Origin of the sequence: Paraclostridium bifermentans, assembly GCF_019916025.1 — a bacterium.
Classification (GTDB): Bacteria; Bacillota; Clostridia; order Peptostreptococcales; family Peptostreptococcaceae; genus Paraclostridium; species Paraclostridium bifermentans.
This window is the reverse complement of sequence record NZ_CP079737.1, coordinates 232,799-252,227: the sequence shown is the minus strand read 5'-3', so window position 1 is coordinate 252,227 and position 19,429 is coordinate 232,799. Positions and strand designations below refer to the sequence as shown.

Below are 19,429 nucleotides of genomic sequence, written 5' to 3'. Positions count from 1 at the left end.
ATATTAATTTAATTTACTAATCACGGCATAATAATGCTACAGATTCAACGTGCATAGTATGTGGGAACATGTCTACTGGTTGAATTTCTTTACATTTATATCCTCTTTCATCTAAATAAGCTAAATCTCTAGCTAAAGTTGATGGATTACACGATACATATACCACTTTATCAGGTTCCATAGATACTATAGTATCTAATACTGATTCTTCACATCCCTTTCTAGGTGGGTCTACAACTACTACATTAGCTGTTTTACCTTCTTTGTATAACTTAGGAACTACTTCCTCTGCTTTACCTACAAAGAATTCTGTGTTTTCTAGCTTATTTAATTTCGCGTTTATTTTAGCATCTTTTATAGCATCTCCAACAATTTCAACACCATAAACCTTTTTTGCTTTTTGAGCTAAAAATAAAGATATTGTTCCTATTCCGCAGTAAATATCAAATACTGTGTCATTTTCTTTTAAATCAGCATATTCTAATGCTTTATTATATAAAACTTCCGTCTGTGATGGATTAACTTGGAAAAACGATAATGGAGAAATTTCAAAAACTAAATCTCCTATATAGTCATTTATCTTCCCATCACCATATATAACTTTGTTTTCTTTTCCTAAAATTACATTAGTTTTTTCTCTATTTGTATTTAAAACAAGAGTCTTAAACCCTGGTACATTTTCTTTTAATACTGAGGCTAATTCATTTAAATATGGAAGTTTCTTTCCGTTCGCTACTAAAACAACCATTACCTCTTTAGTTTCAAATCCAACTTTAGTTACTAAATGTCTTAATACTCCTGTATGAGTCTTTTCATCGTATATACTAACATTATAAGCTTTTATATAAGTTTTTATTATTTTAATTATTTTATCATTTACATCGTGCTGAATTATACACTTATCTGTAGGAATCACATCATGACTCTTCTTTTTATAAAAACCTATAACTGTTTTTCCATCTATTTTTTGTATTGGAAACTGAGCTTTGTTTCTATATCTGAATGGATTCTCCATTCCTAATGTTGGGTGAACTAGTGTATCATTTAATTTACCGATTCTACTAATAGTTTGCTTTACTTCATTAGTCTTTATGTCTAATTGCTTTTGATAGTCTAACTCTTGTATTTGACAACCTCCACAATCAGATAGTTTATCTGCGCATACTCTTTCAACTCTAAATGGAGATTTTTCTATTATTTCTACTATTTCTCCAACTGCATAGTTTTTTTTAGATTTAGTTATTTTTACTTTTAGCTTATCGCTTATCAAGCCACCATCTACAAAAACTGTAAACCCGTCATGCTTACCAATTCCAACGCCACCTTGACCTATATCAACAACGTCAACTTCATACTCTCTGTCTTTTAATAGCATAGACTTTTCCTCCGAACATAATAATTAAACTACAAAAACTTATTTTACCAAAAAAATAGGAGCTTATAAAGCCCCTATATTAAATATAGCACAAATTTTTTAAATTTATAGTTTTATAATACTCTACTTGCTCCTCTATATATAACGCCTCTAGCTGTGTCAACTGTGATTACTTCACCATCATTTACTAAATCCATTATATTTTTAGCTGAAACTACTACTGCTTTATCTAAGTTTATACCTACTATAGCAGCATGAGATGTCATTCCACCATCTTCAGTTATTATAGCCCCACATTTTTCTATATATGGATTCATATGAGCATCTGTCATGTGAGTTACTATTATATCGCCTTCTTCGAAGTCTAAAACTTCATTTTTATTATCAAATATTCTAACTCTACCTTCTACAGTTTTAGTTCCTACACCTATACCATTAGTTATTTCTTCACTTACTACATGAACTTTTATTAAGTTAGTAGTTCCGCTAACTCCAACTGGAACTCCTGCAGTTATAACAACTAATTCTCCATTTTGTAAGTAAGAAGCTTCTTTAGCTGCATTTATAGAGTTTTCTATAACTTCGTCTGTATTTGTAGCTTCACTTGCCATTATAGGATACACACCCCAAGTTAAAGCTAATCTTCTCATAACTTTTTCATCATTTGTAGCAGCTATTATAGGGCATTCCGGTCTGAACTTAGATACCATTCTAGCTGTGTGTCCTGAAGATGTTGAAGTTATTATAGCTGAAGCATTTAAATCTACTGAAGTTGTACATGTTGCATGACTTATAGCATCTGTAACATTTACTCCGTTAAGTTTCTTATTTTTTAATAATTCATTGTAATTTAAAGTTTCTTCTGTTCTCTTAGCTATAGTAGCCATTGTTTTTACAGCTTCTACAGGGTATTTACCAGCTGCAGTTTCTCCTGATAACATTATTGCATCTGTTCCATCATATATAGCGTTTGCAACGTCTGTTACTTCTGCTCTTGTAGGTCTAGGATTTCTTATCATAGAATCTAACATTTGTGTTGCAGTTATTACTGGTTTACCTAATTCATTACATTTTCTTATCATCATTTTTTGAGCTATAGGTATTTCTTCTGTAGGTATTTCAACACCTAAGTCTCCTCTAGCAACCATTATACCATCAGAAACTTTTAATATTTCCTCTATATTATCTACACCTTCTTGGTTTTCTATTTTAGATATTATTTGTATCTCTGTAGCATTATTATTTTCTAATACTTCTCTTATAGCTAAAACATCTGATGCCTTTCTTACGAAAGATGCAGCTATGTAATCTATACCTTGTTGTATACCAAATTCTATATCACTTATGTCTTTTTCTGTTATAGCAGGTAAATTAATTTTTACTCTTGGTACGTTAACACCTTTATGGTTTTTAACTATTCCTGAGTTTTCAACTATACAGTGTATTTCTTCCCCTTTTACTTCCTCTACTCTAAGACCAACTAGTCCGTCATCTATAAGTATAGTGTCCCCAGTAGTAACATCTTCTGCAAGACCTTTATAACTTACTGTACACATTTCCTTAGTACCAACAACATCTTTCATTGTTATTGTGAACTTTTGTCCTTCTTCTAATAAAACCTCTGGATCTTGGAAGTTTCCTGTTCTTATTTCTGGACCTTTAGTATCTAATAATATAGCTACTGGTTTATTTAATTTTTCTCTAACCTTTTTAGCCATATCAAATCTTTCTTTGTGCTCTTCATGAGAACCATGAGAGAAGTTGAATCTGCATACGTTTAATCCATTTTCTACAAGTTGAGTTAAAGTTTCCTCGCTTTGTGATGCTGGTCCTAATGTACAAACTATTTTAGTCTTTTTTATCCCTTTTAACATGTTAGATCCTCCTAATTTATATAGATAATATTTTTACCAATTCATAAGTTTCATCATCAAATTTTCTTTTCATAGCTAAAGCTTCATATATATCTAAATCTATAATCTTATTATCTTTTATACCAACTACTCTAGCTGATTTACCATCTAATAATAATTCTACAGCACGTACACCCATTCTACTTGCAAGTATTCTATCGAATGCACTCGGACTTCCACCTCTTTGAACATGTCCTAATACTGTTATTCTTAAATCAGCTCCTGTTCTAGAAACTATTTCTTTTCCTAGCTCACTTGCATTTCCAACCCCTTCAGCTAAAACAATTATACTATGTCTCTTGCCTCTTTTTTGAGTAGTTTTTAATCTTTTACAAACATCATCAATTTTGAAATCTATTTCCGGAACTATAACTGTTTCTGCTCCACCAGCAAGACCTGCATATAAAGCTAAATCTCCACAGTGTCTTCCCATAACCTCAACAATGTTAACCCTTTCATGAGATGAAGATGTATCTCTTATTTTTCCTATTGCATCTATTATAGTATTCATTGTTGTATCAAAACCTATAGTATAATCTGTATATGGTAAATCGTTATCTATAGTTCCTGGTATTCCTATTGCTGGGAATCCTAAATCACTTAGTTTTTGAGCTCCATTAAATGATCCATCTCCACCTATAACAACAAGACAATCTACTTTATATTTTTTAAGTATCTTTACTGCTACAGCTCTTCCTTCTTCTGTTTTAAATTCTTCACATCTAGATGATTTTAATATAGTTCCACCTCTATGTATTATATCCCCAACTGAAGATAAATTCATTTCTTGTATGTCTTCTTCTATTAATCCTTTGTACCCTCTATTTATTCCATAAACCTTACACCCATAGTATATAGCAGATCTAACAACAGCTCTTATAGCTGCATTCATACCTGGTGCATCTCCTCCACTAGTTAATATACCTATAGTTTTCATTAACATTACCTCCTAGTTGATTAATATATTTCATTTTTTAAGGGACATTTTGAGTCCCTATATTATATTTTCATCCCAGTGTAATTAAAAAAATTCAGATAGTAGCGAAACTATCTATTTTTTGTCTATTATATCATAATTTCGCTACTTTTTTATATAATAAAATTTTAAATACCCTTAAAATTTTACTTTTATATTTGTTTTTGGCAATATATGTTCCAATTCATTAATTAAATTTTCGTTTATATTAACCTTTATATGGTTCCATTTATATACCTGTTTTATATTTTCTGCGTATATATATATATCATTTTCTCCCGGGTATTTAGTTACTACCGATATTAAATCATTTACTAACTCTTTATTTTCTATAGAATTAATTTTCAAGTATAAAATAGGCTTATCTTTATTCCCACTATCATTCATATCTCTTATTTCTCTAGCTATAAGTTTTGCATTTTCGTCTTCTTTTATACTCAATCTTCCATCTATATAAATAATTTTATCTTCTTGGATAACTGTATTATATTTTTGAAGAACTTGAGGAAAAACTATAACTTCTATAACTCCAAATAAATCTTCTAATTCAATTATGGCCATTAAATCATTTCGTTTTGTTGTTCTTATAGTTTTATTTATTACTATACCACCCATCGTTACTTCTCTTTCATTTAAATTTAGATAAGTAATATAGTCGTCTTTTATTTCATTTAGTTCAGCATTGTTTATTGTAGTATTTCTTTTTATTTCATCTTTATATTGAGATAATGGATGCCCACTTACATACATTCCTAATACTTCTTTTTCTAAATAAAGCCTTTCTTTTTCTTCTAACTCTTTTACATGTGGTAATGTATACATACTTTGTATATCATTATTTATAGATTCATCCATCTCAAATCCATCAAATAGTGAAACTTGTCCTGCTAAATTTTTCTTTCTATCCATAGATATACTTTCAAGAAGTTTTTCATATCCAAGAAGTAAGCTAGCTCTATTGTCTCCCATTTCATCAAAAGCTCCACATTTTATAAGACTTTCAATTATACGTTTATTTAGATCTTTTGAATCTAACCTTTTGCAAAACTCATTAAAATCTTTAAATTCTCCGCCACTTTCTCTTTCTTTTATTATATTATTTAATACATTTACACCTACATTTTTTACTGCTGCAAGCCCAAATCTTATACTTTTGTCTTCAACTGAAAATTTAGTAAAACTTTTATTTATATCTGGTTTTAAAACATCTATTTTTAGGCTATTACACTCTCTTATATATTCAACAACTTTATCTGTATTACCCATTACACTAGTTATTAAGGCTGCCATAAATTCTACAGGATAATGAGCTTTTAAATATGCTGTTTCATATGCTAAAACTCCATATGCAGCGGCATGACTTTTATTGAACGCATACTTTGCAAAGTCAATCATATCATCGAAAATTTTGTTACCTATATCTTCAGGTACTCCATTTCTAACACATCCAGCTATTTCAAGTTCTCCATTTTCATCTGTCTTACCATGGATAAAATATTCTCTTTCCTTTTCCATTACATCCATTTTCTTTTTACCCATAGCTCTTCTAACCAAGTCACTACGTCCGTAACTATATCCACCTAAGTCTCTAACAACTTGCATTACCTGCTCTTGATAAACTAAACACCCATATGTAACTTCCATTATAGGTTTTAGTTTTTTATGAAGATATTCTACATTTTCAGGATTATTTTTATTATTTATATAAACCGGAATAGAATCCATAGGTCCTGGTCTGTATAAAGATATTCCGGCTACTATATCCTCAAAATTATCCGGTTTAAGCTGCTTCATAAAGCTTCTCATACCAGCACTCTCCAACTGGAATACCCCTAGAGTGTTTCCAGATGAAAGCAATTCATAAACTTTAGGATCATCATATTCTATTTTAGAAAAGTTTATTTTTAAATTATGATTTTTTTCTATTAAATCAAGTGCATCTCTTATTACTGTTAAGGTTCTTAGTCCTAAGAAGTCCATTTTTAATAGACCTAGTTCCTCTAAAGTTGTCATTGTAAACTGAGTAGTTATAGCATCTTGATGCTTATATAAAGGGACATACTCATCTATTGGTTTTTTAGATATAACAACTCCTGCAGCATGTGTTGATGCATGTCTTAACATTCCTTCTATTTTTCTTGAAACATCTATTATTTCTTTTGTCTCTGAATCTTCTTCATATAGTTTTCTCAGATTAGGATTTGTGTCTAATGCTTTATCGATTGTCATTCCTAGTGCAAAAGGAATCTCTTTTGCTATATTATCAACTTTATTATAACTAACGTCTAATACCCTTCCAACGTCTCTTATGGCAGCTTTTGCTCCCATTGTTCCAAATGTTATGATCTGAGCAACATGATCTTCACCATATTTCCTTTTTACATAATCTATAACTTCTTCTCTACGCTCATAACAAAAATCTATATCTATATCGGGCATAGACACACGCTCTGGATTTAAGAATCTCTCAAATAATAGAGAGTATTTTATAGGGTCTATATCAGTAATATATAAAGTGTATGAAACTATAGATCCAGCAGCACTACCTCTACCTGGGCCTACCATAATACTATTTTCTCTTGCAAAATTTATAAAGTCCCAAGTTATCAAGAAGTACTCTACGTAACCCATCTTCTCAATTACACCTAATTCATACTCTAATCTATCTAAAATCTCTTGTGAAGGCTTTTTATATCTCTCTTTAAGTCCCTTAAAGCATAACATCCTTAAATACTCTTGAGGTGTATATCCATCAGGAACATCGTATTGAGGTAAATGTATAGTATTGAAATCAAATTCAACATTACACATTTGTGCAATTTTAGAAGTGTTATCTAAAGCTTCTTGAACTTCAGGAAAAATTTCTTCCATTTCTTCTCTAGATTTAAGATAGAATTCATCACTCCCAAATCTCATTCTAGCTGGGTCATTTACAGTTTTACCCATTTGTATACACATTAATATATCATGTATCTTTGAATCTTCTTTTCTTACATAATGGACGTCATTAGTTGCTACCAATCCAACTCCAATTTCTTTAGAAAGTCTTATTAACTCTCTGTTAACTTCTTTTTGCTCAGGTAAATTATGATCTTGAATTTCTAAATAATAATTTTCTTCGCCAAAAATTTCTTTATACTTCAAGGCTATATTTTTAGCTTTATCATAATTTCTATTCATCAATGCTTGTGATACATCTCCTGCTAGACAAGCAGAAAGTGCAATGATACCCTCACTATGTTTTTTTATTTCATCTATATCAACTCTTGGTTTATAATAAAATCCTTGTACATATGCTGCTGATACTAACTTAATTAGATTTTGATATCCTGTAGTATCTTTAGCTAGAAGTATTAAATGTCCCTGAGATTTATCAAAATTAGGGTCTTTATCTTTCATTCCTCTAGGTGCTGTATAAACCTCACATCCTATAATCGGCTTTATTCCTTCTTTTTTTGCTACTTTAAAAAAGTCTATGGCCCCAAACATACATCCATGGTCAGTTATTGCAACTGCACTCATATTTAATTCTTTAGCCCTGTTTACTAAATTTTTTATTCTTGAAAAACCATCTAGCAAACTATATTCTGTATGAACATGTAAATGTACAAAATCTTTGCTCAAAGACCTCACCTCCTGCGTAAAAACCCGTCTATTTTAATTTTTTAATGATTGCTTTTTTGAAATACATATACGAAAATTACGTTAATTCATAATTATAAAAAGTGTATAATTTCCTATGTATTATAAAAGTAATTTTACCACAATATATATATATTAATCAAAAAAAGAGGCATAATGCCTCTTATTCGAATTTCAATCTTAAATTATCTGCTATTTGTTCTATTTTCCTTAACCTATGGTTAACTGCTGATTTACTTAATTGAGGACTAGCCATTTCTCCAAGTTCTTTTAATGTTAAATCTTCATACTCTATTCTTAAAACTGCTATCTCTCTTAAATTTGGTGGAATGTGATCTAATCCTACTTTTTGTTGTATATACTTTATATTTTCTATTTGCCTAACAGCTGCATTAACAGTTTTTGATAAATTAGCTGTTTCACAATTAACAATTCTATTTACGTTGTTTCGCATTTCTTTTACTATCTTCGTACTTTCAAGGCTTAATAAAGCTTGGTGAGCTCCTATTATATTTAATAAATCTGATATTTGTTCACTTTCTTTTAGATATACTACGTAATTATTTTTTCTAGATACAGTTTTTGAATTAAATCCTAACGAATTTATAAGATCCTTTAAGGACTCTGCAAATTCTTCATTATTTGTTACAAATTCTAAATGGTAATTTTTTTCTGGATCACTAATAGAGCCTCCACCTAAAAAAGCACCTCTTATAAAAGCTCTAATACAGTCATTGTCTTTAATAAGACCCTCAGGAACTTTATTCATCGTAAAGAAATAATCTTCTTGAGATAAAATACCTAACTCTCTTAATAAATTTTCCGCACCCATTTCACTAGTAATCATAAGTACATAACTGCTATTTCGTTTTAACATTTGATTTTTGTTTACCGATATCTCTGTGTTAATTCCAAAATTAGATTTTAATAATTTAAAAATCTTTCTAGCAGTCGAGTTTAACTCAGTACTTATTTTTAAATTTAATTTTTTATACCCAGCGATTTGTATACTTCCTGCTAATCTGACTATTGCAGAAAGTTCACTTATATTACAACATTCATTATCCGAAAAAATTCTAGCTAACTCATTTTTTGTTTCTGCTGAAAAAGACATCTTTCATCACCTATAGTTAATTCTTTTTTAATCTTTTTTTAATCTCGTCTAAAGCAACTTTTATAATTTCTTTTTCATCGTCATATCTAGCTAAATCTACTACTCTATCTAAGTGAACAAACTTAGCATCGATGAAACCTTCCTCTTTTTGAGGAATAGTATCCATATTTCTTGCTTGCATTAAATACCAATATACAGTTTTATGAACTGCTTTATTTTCATCCCAATTTTCCTTGAAAGTGTAATGTATTTCACCTAAATACTTTAGTATATCAGCCTTTACACCTGTTTCTTCTAGAACTTCTCTAAGTGCTGCATCTTCCTTATTCTCTCCAATTTCAACTTTTCCTTTAGGCAATACCCAGTCTCCATTAAATTTTCTAAGTAAGAGCACTGCATTACCAAACAATACTACGCCCCCGGCACTAACCTCTTCTCTCATTGGTGTTCACTCCTTAAAATAACATAATAATAAGGATTTCTACATAAATTTTTAAAATCCTTTTTTACTTCTCATTATCATAAATATGACTTAGTGCCAAATTAACAACTACATTAGATATGTAATCTGCATCGTGTCTTATATAGTTACTTTTTATTTCTACTAAATTACATTCTACCACTTTTATTCCCATATCTTCCAGTGTTTGTTTTTGTTTTTTGTCTAATAATACTTGGCTTGCACCATCTTTATTATAAATTTCAAATACAGGTTTTGGTAAAACTTCATTGTTAGTTATTACTATATCAATTATATTTTCCCCACAATGTTTATTTATAGCATTTATATGGTCTACAACATTAAAGTTATCAGTTTCTCCAGGTTGAGTCATTATGTTTGATATATACACTTTAGGAGCTTCAGATTCTTTTATTGCATCAATAACTCCATCTACTAATAAATTAGGCATTATACTTGTATATAAACTTCCTGGACCTATAACAATAATATCTGTGTTTTTTATAGATTTAATAACTTCATCTAATGGTTTAGCATTTTTAGGTTCTAGTTCTATACTCTTAATTTTCGTATTTTGAACTCTCACTTGATTTGGTATGTTGGATTCACCTTTTACTATATTTCCGTTATCAAGATTTGCTATTAAATTTATATCTTCTAGCGTTACAGGTAAAACTCTACCTGTTATAGCAAAAACTTCACTCATTTTATAAACAGCAGTTTCAAAATTTCCGTAAACTCCATTCATAGCTGCTAAAAATAAATTTCCAAAACTTTGACCTTTTAAAGCACCATCTGTAAATCTATATTTCATAACAGCATCCATAGTAGGCTCCATATTAGCTAATGAAAGTAAACAGTTTCTTATATCTCCAGGAGGCAACATACCTAAATCTTCCCTTAATACTCCTGATCCTCCACCATCATCAGCAACAGTTACTACAGCCGTTATATTAGGAGTGTAATGTTTTAGTCCTCTTAAAAAGACTGATTGACCTGTTCCTCCTCCTATTACAACTACCCTAGGTTTTTCTTCTTTTATATTATTTTTTATAGTTTTATTAGAGTTTTCTTTTTTTTCTTTAAGGTATAAAAAAGCTACACTTAGTGAAAAAATCCACCCCACTAATCCTATAAAAATTATTACTGATGTCATAATTCCCTCCAAATTTTATCTAAGAGTGTAATCTCTATGTTTTTTTACAACTCTATAGCCCTTTTTAATCAAATCGTCATAAAGTAAATTAGAAATTGTTACAGATCTATGTCTCCCGCCTGTACACCCAATAGCTATAACTAAATGATTCTTTCCTTCTTCAATATAATGAGGTATTAAGAAATCCACCATATCTTCTAACTTAGCAAAAAATTCTCTACTTACATCAGAGTCCATTACGTAATCTCTTACAACTTGATCTTCCCCTGTTTGAGGCCTTAACTCTTCTACATAATATGGATTTGGTAAAAATCTAACATCAAATACTAAATCTGAATCTATAGGTATTCCATGTTTAAATCCAAATGAAACTACAGATATTGTAAGTTTAGGAGTTTTTTCTCCTTCTATATATAGCTTGCTTATTTCATCTTTCAAATCCCTAGGTTTCATATTACTAGTATCAATTATACTATCAGCCTTATCCCTTAAAGTTTGAAGAATTTCTCTTTCCTCTTTTATTCCTTCTGTTATTTGAGTGGATTTAGCTAATGGATGATTTCTTCTAGTCATTTTATACCTTTTTACTAAAATATCATCTGCGCAATCTAAAAATAAAACTTCATATTTATAATTTTCTTTTTCTAAGTAACTTAAACTTTCATGTAATGTCTCAAAGAACTCTCTTCCTCTTATATCTATCCCTAAAGCCACTTTGTCTATATTAGAATTTCCTTGATAACATAACTCCGCAAATTTAGTTATAAGAGTTGGAGGTAAATTGTCTACGCAATAAAATCCAATATCTTCTAAAGATTTCATAGCTTCACTTTTTCCTGATCCAGATAATCCTGTTACTATTATAAATCTCATACTATCTCCCCCTCTTAAAGTTTAATATTTTTTATAAGGCTAAAATCCAAGTTTGCTTCTTTTGCAATTTCTAAGGCTTTTTCAAAATTACCAACGTTATTTGGAGTATGTGCATCTGATCCTATAACAAACTCTACACCTATATTTTTCACCTTGTTTATTTGTTCAACACTCAAATTGCCATGGTGTGAATTTATTTCTAGTAAGGTATTGTGTTTAGCAGCCGCCTTTGCCACTTCATCAATATATACATCCCCTTTATCTCCAGGGTGAGTAACTATAAATAAATCATTATTTTCAATGGCATTTATTACAGCTCTTGTATTGTAATCTTTGCAATGTCCTTTAATTCTTAAATAATTAAATGTATGATTAAGAGCGCTTTTTATAGATGTTGGCATTGATCCAAAATGATAACCTGCCATAGTGTAATCTAACATTTTAGAGATTTTATAATCTACATCTATATTTCCTTTATCATCTAATATATTACATTCCATTCCTAAAAGTATTTCTATTTCAGGATACTTTTCATTAAGCCTATCTATTTCTTCTCTCATTTTTGCTATATTATCATATTTAACTCCATATGCAATATGCTTATACCCATGATCTGATATACCTATCTTCTCGATATTTTTTTCAATAGCCACTTTTACATTATCTTCGATGCTTCCTTTTCCATGGCTGTATACAGTGTGAGTATGATAATCAGCTATTATTTTCATATTATTATTCATCTCCTAGTATTTTAACTTCCTCTTCTAGCATAATACCAAATTTAGAATTCACTATATTTTTAACTATATATATTAAATCTAGTATATCTTTAGCTGTCGCATTTCCTAAGTTAACTACGAATCCAGAGTGTTTTTCTGAAACTTGAGCTCCTCTTAAAGTTAATCCTTTTAATCCACTATCTTCTATTAGTTTTGCTGCAAAATACCCTTCTGGTCTTTTAAAAGTACTTCCTGCACTTGGTAGATTTAACGGTTGTTTTGTTACCCTACTTTTTGTTAATTCTCTCATAGATTCTCTTATTTCTTCAAAGTTACCTTCTTTTAATTCTATAATTGCAGACAATACAATATATTCCTTTTTACTTATTATACTCTTTCTGTAAGAAAACTGCATTTCTTCATTACTTAATTCGCATATATTTCCTTCAAAATCCATAAGTTTAACACTTTTTACTATATCTTTCATTTCTCCGCCATACGCACCTGCATTCATAGCTACAGCTCCACCTAAAGTTCCTGGTATACCTGCTGCAAACTCAAACCCTGTAAGGCTTTCATTTAATATAGCTTTACCCATAAAAGAAAGTAGTGCTCCTGATTGTGCATAAACAGTATTTCCTTCTATTCTAAACTCATTGAAATTGTCAGCTATTTTTATAACTACACCTCTTATTCCTCCATCTCTAACTAAAAGGTTTGATCCATTACCAACAATTAAGTATGGTATCTCTTCCTTTTTTAATAAAGATACTAAATCTTTTAGCTGTTCTTCATTTCTTGGTTTTACTAAAAAATCCGCTGGACCTCCTACCTTAAACGATATGTGATTTTTCATTGGTTCGTCTAAAAGTATGTCTTCCTTATTTAATATATTTAATAAATGTTTATATATAAATTCCTTATTCATTATATTTCCTCCTAATTGGTGTTCTTTATTCATTTAATTTCTTCTTTACATTAAAATTATCCATATACTATAATAATGTATTAAAAACAAAATAACAATATACAAAAAACCTTGAATTGAGACTAAAAAACGTTGATATAACTATCAACGTTTTTTATTTGCTATTAAAATTTAATCAATCTTCTTTTAAATAACAATTATAGTATATATATGGAACTATAATAGCCCCTCCAACTATATTGCCAAGTGTAACTGCTATTAAATTAAAAATTAATTGTAAAATTGATACATCAGCTCCTAGAGCCATTCCCATAGGAATAAAAAACATATTAGCTATACTATGTTCAAATCCACATAAAACGAATAACATAATAGGAAACCAACATGCAAAAATTTTAGAAACTATATCTTTTCCTGCTGTTGCAAACCATACAGCTAAAACAACAATAATATTACACATTACTCCTTTTAAAAAAGCACTTGTAAATCCTAAGTTGGCTTTGCTTTGTGCTATATTTATAGACTTTATAGCTGCATCTTTAACTAAAGTATCACTAAAATAAACAAACGCCACAAGTATAACTGCTCCTATAAAATTTGCTATATATACTAATACCCAATTTCTAATCATTTCCTTGGTTGTTATTTTTTTATCCATAACTGCCATTGTCATAAGGTTATTTCCTGTAAATAACTCAGCTCCACAAACTACAACTAACATAAGTCCTATTGGAAATATACTTGCTCCTGCAAATTTTGCTAAACCTGGGTCTTTTATAGTTTGACTAATTAAAATATTACCTAACGCCCCTAACCCGATAAATAAACCTGCTAAAATACCTAGTAATACACTTTTTTTCGTAGATAATTTTGATTTCTTTATCCCCGATTCTACAGTTGCATTCGCTATTTCTATTGGAGTCAAAAAATTTTTATCCATAAATATTCCCCCTAAAATTTATATATTTAATTATATGAAGCTTGTTATAATTAATTTCAAAAATAATTAGAAACATTACTATAATTTAAAATCCATTTTTAAAATTTTCAAAATCTAGTCAAGCAAAGACTTTGACTAAATTTTCTCAATATTTTAAATTTAATTAAATAAAATAATTTTTTATTTCCTAAATTTTGTATTTTCTTGTATGTCGTTTTTTGTATACAAAAGAATTAATTTGTTGTATAATTGTTGAAGTTGTGTATTTATAAAATTTTTAAATTAATTATAATATTTTTTATATTAGGAGGAATTTTAAATGAGTGATAAAAAAATGCTTACACCTGCTGAAGTTGCTGAGTATACTTTACATGCAGGAATAAAAAAAGCGACTACTCCAACTAAAAAAGTTTTAGTTTCTGCATTTTTAGCTGGAATGTATATAGCTTTAGGAGCTTTAGGTTCTATTGCTGCATCATATAACTTATTAGCTAATCCAGCGACTTACGGATTAGGAAAAATGGTTGCTGGACTTATGTTCCCTGCTGGTCTAGTACTTATATTAATAGCAGGTGGAGACTTATTTACAAGTAACATTCTTATAACACTAGCAGCGTTAAAGAAAAAAGTAACTTGGGGCCAAACTTTTAAAAACTGGTCTTTAGTTTGGATCGGAAACTTAATAGGTGCTGCTTTTGCTGCCGCTTTAGTTGCTAAATCTGGTGTATTTGACTGGAGTAATGGTTTATACGGTGGAGTTGTTATAAAAACTGCTGTTGGTAAATCAAACATAGAATTTTTCGCAGCTATAGCTTCAGGTGTAGTATGTAACTTATTAGTTTGTGCTACGGTTTGGGCTTCATATGCAGCTAAATCTGTTTCAGGAAAAGTAATAATGGGTTGGTTAGGAATATTCGTATTCGTATGTATCGGAGTAGAACACGTTGTTGCTAACATGGGATATTTATTAGCTGGTTTAATTGTTAAATTAAACCCAACATATTTAGAAGCAGCTCATAAAACTTTAGCTGATGTTGCAAACTTTAACTTTGGAAATGTTTTATTACATAACTTCCTACCAGTTACTATAGGTAACATAATAGGTGGTATGATAATCGCAGGATCTTACTACTTCTTATTTATGAGTAAAAGCGAAAATTAATATTATATATTGTTAAACCCTCTTATTATGCATAAGAGGGTTTTTATATGGTTAAATTTTTGTCTTTTTGTTATAATTAATATAATTATCTAATTACGTAAAATGCATTTAAGGAGGGGATTATCATTTTATCCGTAATTTTTTCATATGAATTTTTAGTAATAGCTCTATATGTGATTAACTTTTTAGTTATTCTTAATATGATATTTAGAGAAAGAAGAAGTATAGAATCTTCAGTTGCTTGGATTTTAATTTTAACAATAGTTCCTCCAGCAGGTTTTGTTTTATATATAGTGTTTGGTAGAAAAATGAATAAAGTTAATATGTTCAAATTAAAAAAAGAAGAAGATAAAAAATTAAAAAGCAGAATGATTGAATCTGCAGATTTCTTACAGTACTCAGAGAAATTTGAACCTAGTATAGTAGAACATAGAGATATGATTTACTCTTTAGCTACCTTAAATAGTGCTCCATATACTACAAATAATAAAGTTTCAATCTATACTGATGGTTACGAATTCTTTGATGAATTAAAAGCTCAATTAAAAAAATCTAAAAAATATATTCACATTGAGTTTTATATTTTTAAAGACGATGGAATAGGAAATGAAATTTTAGATATTCTTATTGAAAAACTTTCTGAAGGTGTAGAGGTTAGACTTTTATATGATACAGTTGGGAGTAGACTTTTATCTGAAAAAGGAATTCAAAGGCTAAGAAAAGCTGGAGGTAAGATCGGAGCTTTCTTCCCTTCATTCTTAAAGATAATAAACTTCAACTTAAACTTTAGAAATCACCGTAAAATAGTTGTAATCGACGGCGAAGTAGGATTTGTTGGTGGATTTAATGTTGGGGATGAATATTTAGGAAAAGATCCTAAGTTTGGTTACTGGAGAGATACTCATACTAAAATAGTAGGATCTGCAGTAAATGATTTAAATCTTAGATTTATGATGGACTGGAGATATACTACTCATGAAGATATTAGTTTTACTAAGTATTTAAATGATGATATTAATCCGTATAATGGCAATGTAGGAATACAAATAGTTAATAGTGGTCCTGATTTATCAGAAATAGACGAAATTAAATATGGATACTTAAAAATGATTCAAAAAGCTAAAAAATATTTATATATCCAATCTCCATATCTTATATTAAATAGTTCTTTGCTTGATGCTCTAAAAATAGCATGTTTATCAGGTGTAGATGTAAGAATAATGATTCCATCTAAACCAGATCATCCATTTGTATATTGGGCAAGCTATTCTTATGCTGGAGAACTTTTAAAATTTGGAGCTAAGATTTATACTTATGATAAGAATGCTTTTCTTCATTCAAAAACAGTAGTTATAGATGACTCAATTTGTTCTATAGGTACTGCAAATATGGATATCCGTAGTTTTGAACTTAATTTTGAAGTTAATGCATTTATGTATTGCTCTAATGTTGCAATTAAACAAAAAGAGATATTTGAAGCAGATATAGAAAAATGTGTACAAGTAACTCAGGAAATGTATGATAACAGATCTAGAGTTATTCAGTTTAAAGAATCTATATCAAGACTTCTATCTCCTGTTTTATAAAACAAAAACACCTAAAATAAATATATTATTTTGGGTGTTTTTATTTTATTTTTTGTTATTTTTTTATTTTTTGAAAATTTAGAAATTTGGTAAAAACTTTATAGTAAATACGCTATAATATGTATATCACGACAAATGTATTAATATATTATAAAAATAAAGTTTTAGTTTAATATCAAGGAGGTTCTGTATGTGTAGATGTTCTCAATGTAACAATGATGTATTTAAAGAATTAGATGAATTTATAGATTCTTTACCTACTAAAAAAGGGGCTCTAATTCAAGTTTTACACCATGCACAAGGTCTATTTGGTTATTTACCAAAAGAAGTGCAACTTCATATTTCAAAAAAATTAGATGTATCACCAGCTAAAGTTTATGGTGTTGTAAGTTTTTACTCTTACTTTACCACTGAACAAAAAGGTGAATATAAAATAAGTGTCTGTCTAGGCACGGTTTGTTTCGTAAAAGGTGCAGACAAAATACTTGCTGAATTTGAAAAACAATTGGGGATTAAATCTGGGGAAACTACATCTGACCTTATGTTCTCTCTTGAAGGTCTTAGATGTGTTGGAGCTTGTGGCCTAGCTCCTGTAGTTGTTGTAAATGGAAAAGTTTATGGTCAAGTTAAGGTTGATCAAGTAAAAGATATAATAGCTGAATATAAACAAATAGAAGCTACTTGTTAATTAAGGGGGAAGGGAATAGATGAGTAAAATAAAGTCATTTAATGAGTTAAGAGATCTAATCGATGAGTTAAAACCAAATTTATCTTTAAGAAATAATACAATCCATGAAAATAGTAAAAAAGAATTACTAGTTTGTGGAGATACAGGATGTAGAGCTGCAAATAGTATGCCTATAATCGATAGTTTGAAATCCGAAATAAAAAATGCAGGCTTGGAAGATATTGTGAGTGTATCTTTAACAGGTTGTTTTGGTTTTTGTGCTCAAGGTCCAATTGTTAAGGTTCATCCTGATAACGTTTTCTATGTAAAGGTTAGTTCCGATGACGCTAAAGAAATTGTTCAAGAACATTTAGTAAAAGGAAATGTAGTCGATAGATTGTTGTATTTGGAAGCTTCAGAAAACAAAAAGGTACATGCTTCTGAGGATATTTCTTTTTATAAACAACAAATGCGTATAGCTCTACATAATTGTGGATACATAAATCCTGAAAAAGTTGAAGATTATATAGCAAACGATGGTTACTTAACGCTTGGTAAATGTATAACTGAGTTAACACCTGAACAAGTTATAGAAGAAGTAAAAGTTTCAGGACTTAGAGGTAGAGGCGGTGCAGGGTTCCCAACAGGAATAAAATGGGAAGCTACTAGAAAATCTATATCTGATCAAAAGTATGTTGTTTGTAATGCAGATGAAGGCGATCCTGGTGCATTTATGGATAGATCTATATTAGAAGGAGATCCTCATAAAGTTCTAGAGGCTATGGCTATTTGTGGTTATGCAGTAGGTTCAGATACTGGTTATATTTATATAAGAGCTGAATATCCACTTGCTATAGAAAGACTTCAACTAGCTATATCTCAAGCTAAAAATTTAGGACTTCTTGGTAATAATATATTAGGAACTGATTTTAACTTTAATATAGAACTTAAATACGGAGCTGGTGCATTCGTCTGTGGTGAAGGTACCGCATTAATGAGATCAATAGAAGGTAATCGTGGAGAACCTAGAATGAAAACTTATAGCTCAACTAAAAAAGGTCTTTGGGATGTTCCAACTTGTGCAAATAACGTTGAGACTTTTGCAAATATACCTCCTATTTTGAGCAATGGCGGTAATTGGTATAAAAATATAGGAACTGAGAAATCTTCTGGAACTAAAGTTTTTGCTCTTGGAGGAAAGATAAATAATGTAGGACTTGTTGAAATACCAATGGGTACAACTCTAAGAGATGTAATATATAATATAGGCGGTGGTATACCGGATGGTCGAGAGTTTAAAGCAGTACTTACAGGTGGTCCATCTGGAGGTTGTATTCCTTCTGATTACTTAGATACTCCTATAGATTTTGATAATTTAAGTAACCTAGGTTCTATGATGGGTTCAGGAGGTATGCTTATTTTAGATGATACTGACTGTATGGTTGATATCGCCAAGTTCTTCTTAGGATTCACAGTCGAAGAATCTTGCGGTAAATGTACACCTTGTCGTATAGGTAATAAGAGACTACTTGAAATATTAACAAAAATAACAGATGGAAAAGGTACGGAACAAGATTTAATAGATTTAGAAAATTTATCTAAAACTATAGTAAGTACATCTTTATGTGGATTAGGAAAATCTGCTCCTAACCCAGTTCTAAGTACTCTTAACTATTTCTATGATGAATATAAATCTCATGTTATTGATAAAAAATGTCCTTCTGGCAAATGCCAAGCACTATTAAACTTTGTTATAACTGATTCATGTATAGGGTGTACAAAATGTTCTAAAGTTTGCCCTGCTGGATGTATATCTGGTTCAGTTAAAGAAAAGCATGAAATAGATGTATCAAAATGTTTGAAATGTGGAGCTTGCATGGACAACTGTAAATTTAATGCAATAATTAAGAGATAAGGG

Annotated in this window: 15 protein-coding genes; 4 read left to right on the top strand and 11 right to left on the bottom strand. The window is 29.8% G+C overall.

Features of this window, described 5'->3' with window-relative positions:
* Positions 1 to 16: 16 nt before the first annotated feature.
* The 11 genes from rlmD to KXZ80_RS01400 form a co-directional block, all read right to left on the bottom strand.
* Complete coding sequence (rlmD, locus tag KXZ80_RS01450) at positions 17 to 1,375, bottom strand: 23S rRNA (uracil(1939)-C(5))-methyltransferase RlmD (protein ID WP_021434153.1); 1,359 nt, start codon at positions 1,373 to 1,375, stop codon at positions 17 to 19.
* A gap of 113 nt (positions 1,376 to 1,488) precedes the next feature.
* On the bottom strand, positions 1,489 to 3,249 hold the full coding sequence (pyk, locus tag KXZ80_RS01445; RefSeq protein ID WP_021434154.1) for a pyruvate kinase: 1,761 nt from the start codon (positions 3,247 to 3,249) through the stop codon (positions 1,489 to 1,491).
* A 16-nt stretch (positions 3,250 to 3,265) separates the two neighbouring features.
* The gene (gene pfkA / locus KXZ80_RS01440; RefSeq protein WP_021434155.1) at positions 3,266 to 4,225 is read right to left on the bottom strand and encodes a 6-phosphofructokinase; all 960 of its coding nucleotides are present in this window, start codon (positions 4,223 to 4,225) and stop codon (positions 3,266 to 3,268) included.
* A gap of 177 nt (positions 4,226 to 4,402) precedes the next feature.
* The gene (locus KXZ80_RS01435) at positions 4,403 to 7,888 is read right to left on the bottom strand and encodes a DNA polymerase III subunit alpha (RefSeq protein ID WP_021434156.1); all 3,486 of its coding nucleotides are present in this window, start codon (positions 7,886 to 7,888) and stop codon (positions 4,403 to 4,405) included.
* Positions 7,889 to 8,069: 181 nt separating this feature from the next.
* Positions 8,070 to 9,020 carry a DNA-binding protein WhiA gene (whiA, locus tag KXZ80_RS01430; RefSeq protein ID WP_021434157.1) on the bottom strand — a complete coding sequence of 317 codons (951 nt, stop codon included), beginning with the start codon at positions 9,018 to 9,020 and terminating at the stop codon, positions 8,070 to 8,072.
* A gap of 16 nt (positions 9,021 to 9,036) precedes the next feature.
* Entirely contained in the window at positions 9,037 to 9,462 is a 426-nt protein-coding gene (locus tag KXZ80_RS01425; protein ID WP_021430207.1) for an NUDIX hydrolase, read from the bottom strand.
* Positions 9,463 to 9,526: 64 nt separating this feature from the next.
* Positions 9,527 to 10,636 carry a gluconeogenesis factor YvcK family protein gene (locus KXZ80_RS01420; RefSeq protein ID WP_021434158.1) on the bottom strand — a complete coding sequence of 370 codons (1,110 nt, stop codon included), beginning with the start codon at positions 10,634 to 10,636 and terminating at the stop codon, positions 9,527 to 9,529.
* 15 nt (positions 10,637 to 10,651) lie between these two features.
* The gene (gene rapZ / locus KXZ80_RS01415; protein ID WP_021434159.1) at positions 10,652 to 11,509 is read right to left on the bottom strand and encodes an RNase adapter RapZ; all 858 of its coding nucleotides are present in this window, start codon (positions 11,507 to 11,509) and stop codon (positions 10,652 to 10,654) included.
* 14 nt (positions 11,510 to 11,523) lie between these two features.
* On the bottom strand, positions 11,524 to 12,237 hold the full coding sequence (locus KXZ80_RS01410) for a PHP domain-containing protein (RefSeq protein ID WP_021434160.1): 714 nt from the start codon (positions 12,235 to 12,237) through the stop codon (positions 11,524 to 11,526).
* A 4-nt stretch (positions 12,238 to 12,241) separates the two neighbouring features.
* Positions 12,242 to 13,156 carry a UDP-N-acetylmuramate dehydrogenase gene (gene murB / locus KXZ80_RS01405; protein WP_021430181.1) on the bottom strand — a complete coding sequence of 305 codons (915 nt, stop codon included), beginning with the start codon at positions 13,154 to 13,156 and terminating at the stop codon, positions 12,242 to 12,244.
* Positions 13,157 to 13,331: 175 nt separating this feature from the next.
* The gene (locus KXZ80_RS01400) at positions 13,332 to 14,096 is read right to left on the bottom strand and encodes a formate/nitrite transporter family protein (RefSeq protein ID WP_021434161.1); all 765 of its coding nucleotides are present in this window, start codon (positions 14,094 to 14,096) and stop codon (positions 13,332 to 13,334) included.
* Positions 14,097 to 14,415: 319 nt separating this feature from the next.
* On the opposite strand from KXZ80_RS01400, the gene KXZ80_RS01395 reads away from it, so the two are divergent.
* The 4 genes from KXZ80_RS01395 to KXZ80_RS01380 all read left to right on the top strand — a co-directional run bounded on the left by KXZ80_RS01395 (position 14,416) and on the right by KXZ80_RS01380 (position 19,426).
* Complete coding sequence (locus KXZ80_RS01395; protein ID WP_021434162.1) at positions 14,416 to 15,258, top strand: formate/nitrite transporter family protein; 843 nt, start codon at positions 14,416 to 14,418, stop codon at positions 15,256 to 15,258.
* Positions 15,259 to 15,377: 119 nt separating this feature from the next.
* Positions 15,378 to 16,844 carry a cardiolipin synthase gene (gene cls / locus KXZ80_RS01390; protein WP_332844006.1) on the top strand — a complete coding sequence of 489 codons (1,467 nt, stop codon included), beginning with the start codon at positions 15,378 to 15,380 and terminating at the stop codon, positions 16,842 to 16,844.
* 190 nt (positions 16,845 to 17,034) lie between these two features.
* Entirely contained in the window at positions 17,035 to 17,532 is a 498-nt protein-coding gene (locus KXZ80_RS01385) for an NADH-quinone oxidoreductase subunit NuoE family protein (protein ID WP_021434164.1), read from the top strand.
* Positions 17,533 to 17,551: 19 nt separating this feature from the next.
* The gene (locus tag KXZ80_RS01380) at positions 17,552 to 19,426 is read left to right on the top strand and encodes an NADH-quinone oxidoreductase subunit NuoF (protein WP_021434165.1); all 1,875 of its coding nucleotides are present in this window, start codon (positions 17,552 to 17,554) and stop codon (positions 19,424 to 19,426) included.
* Positions 19,427 to 19,429: the final 3 nt, after the last annotated feature.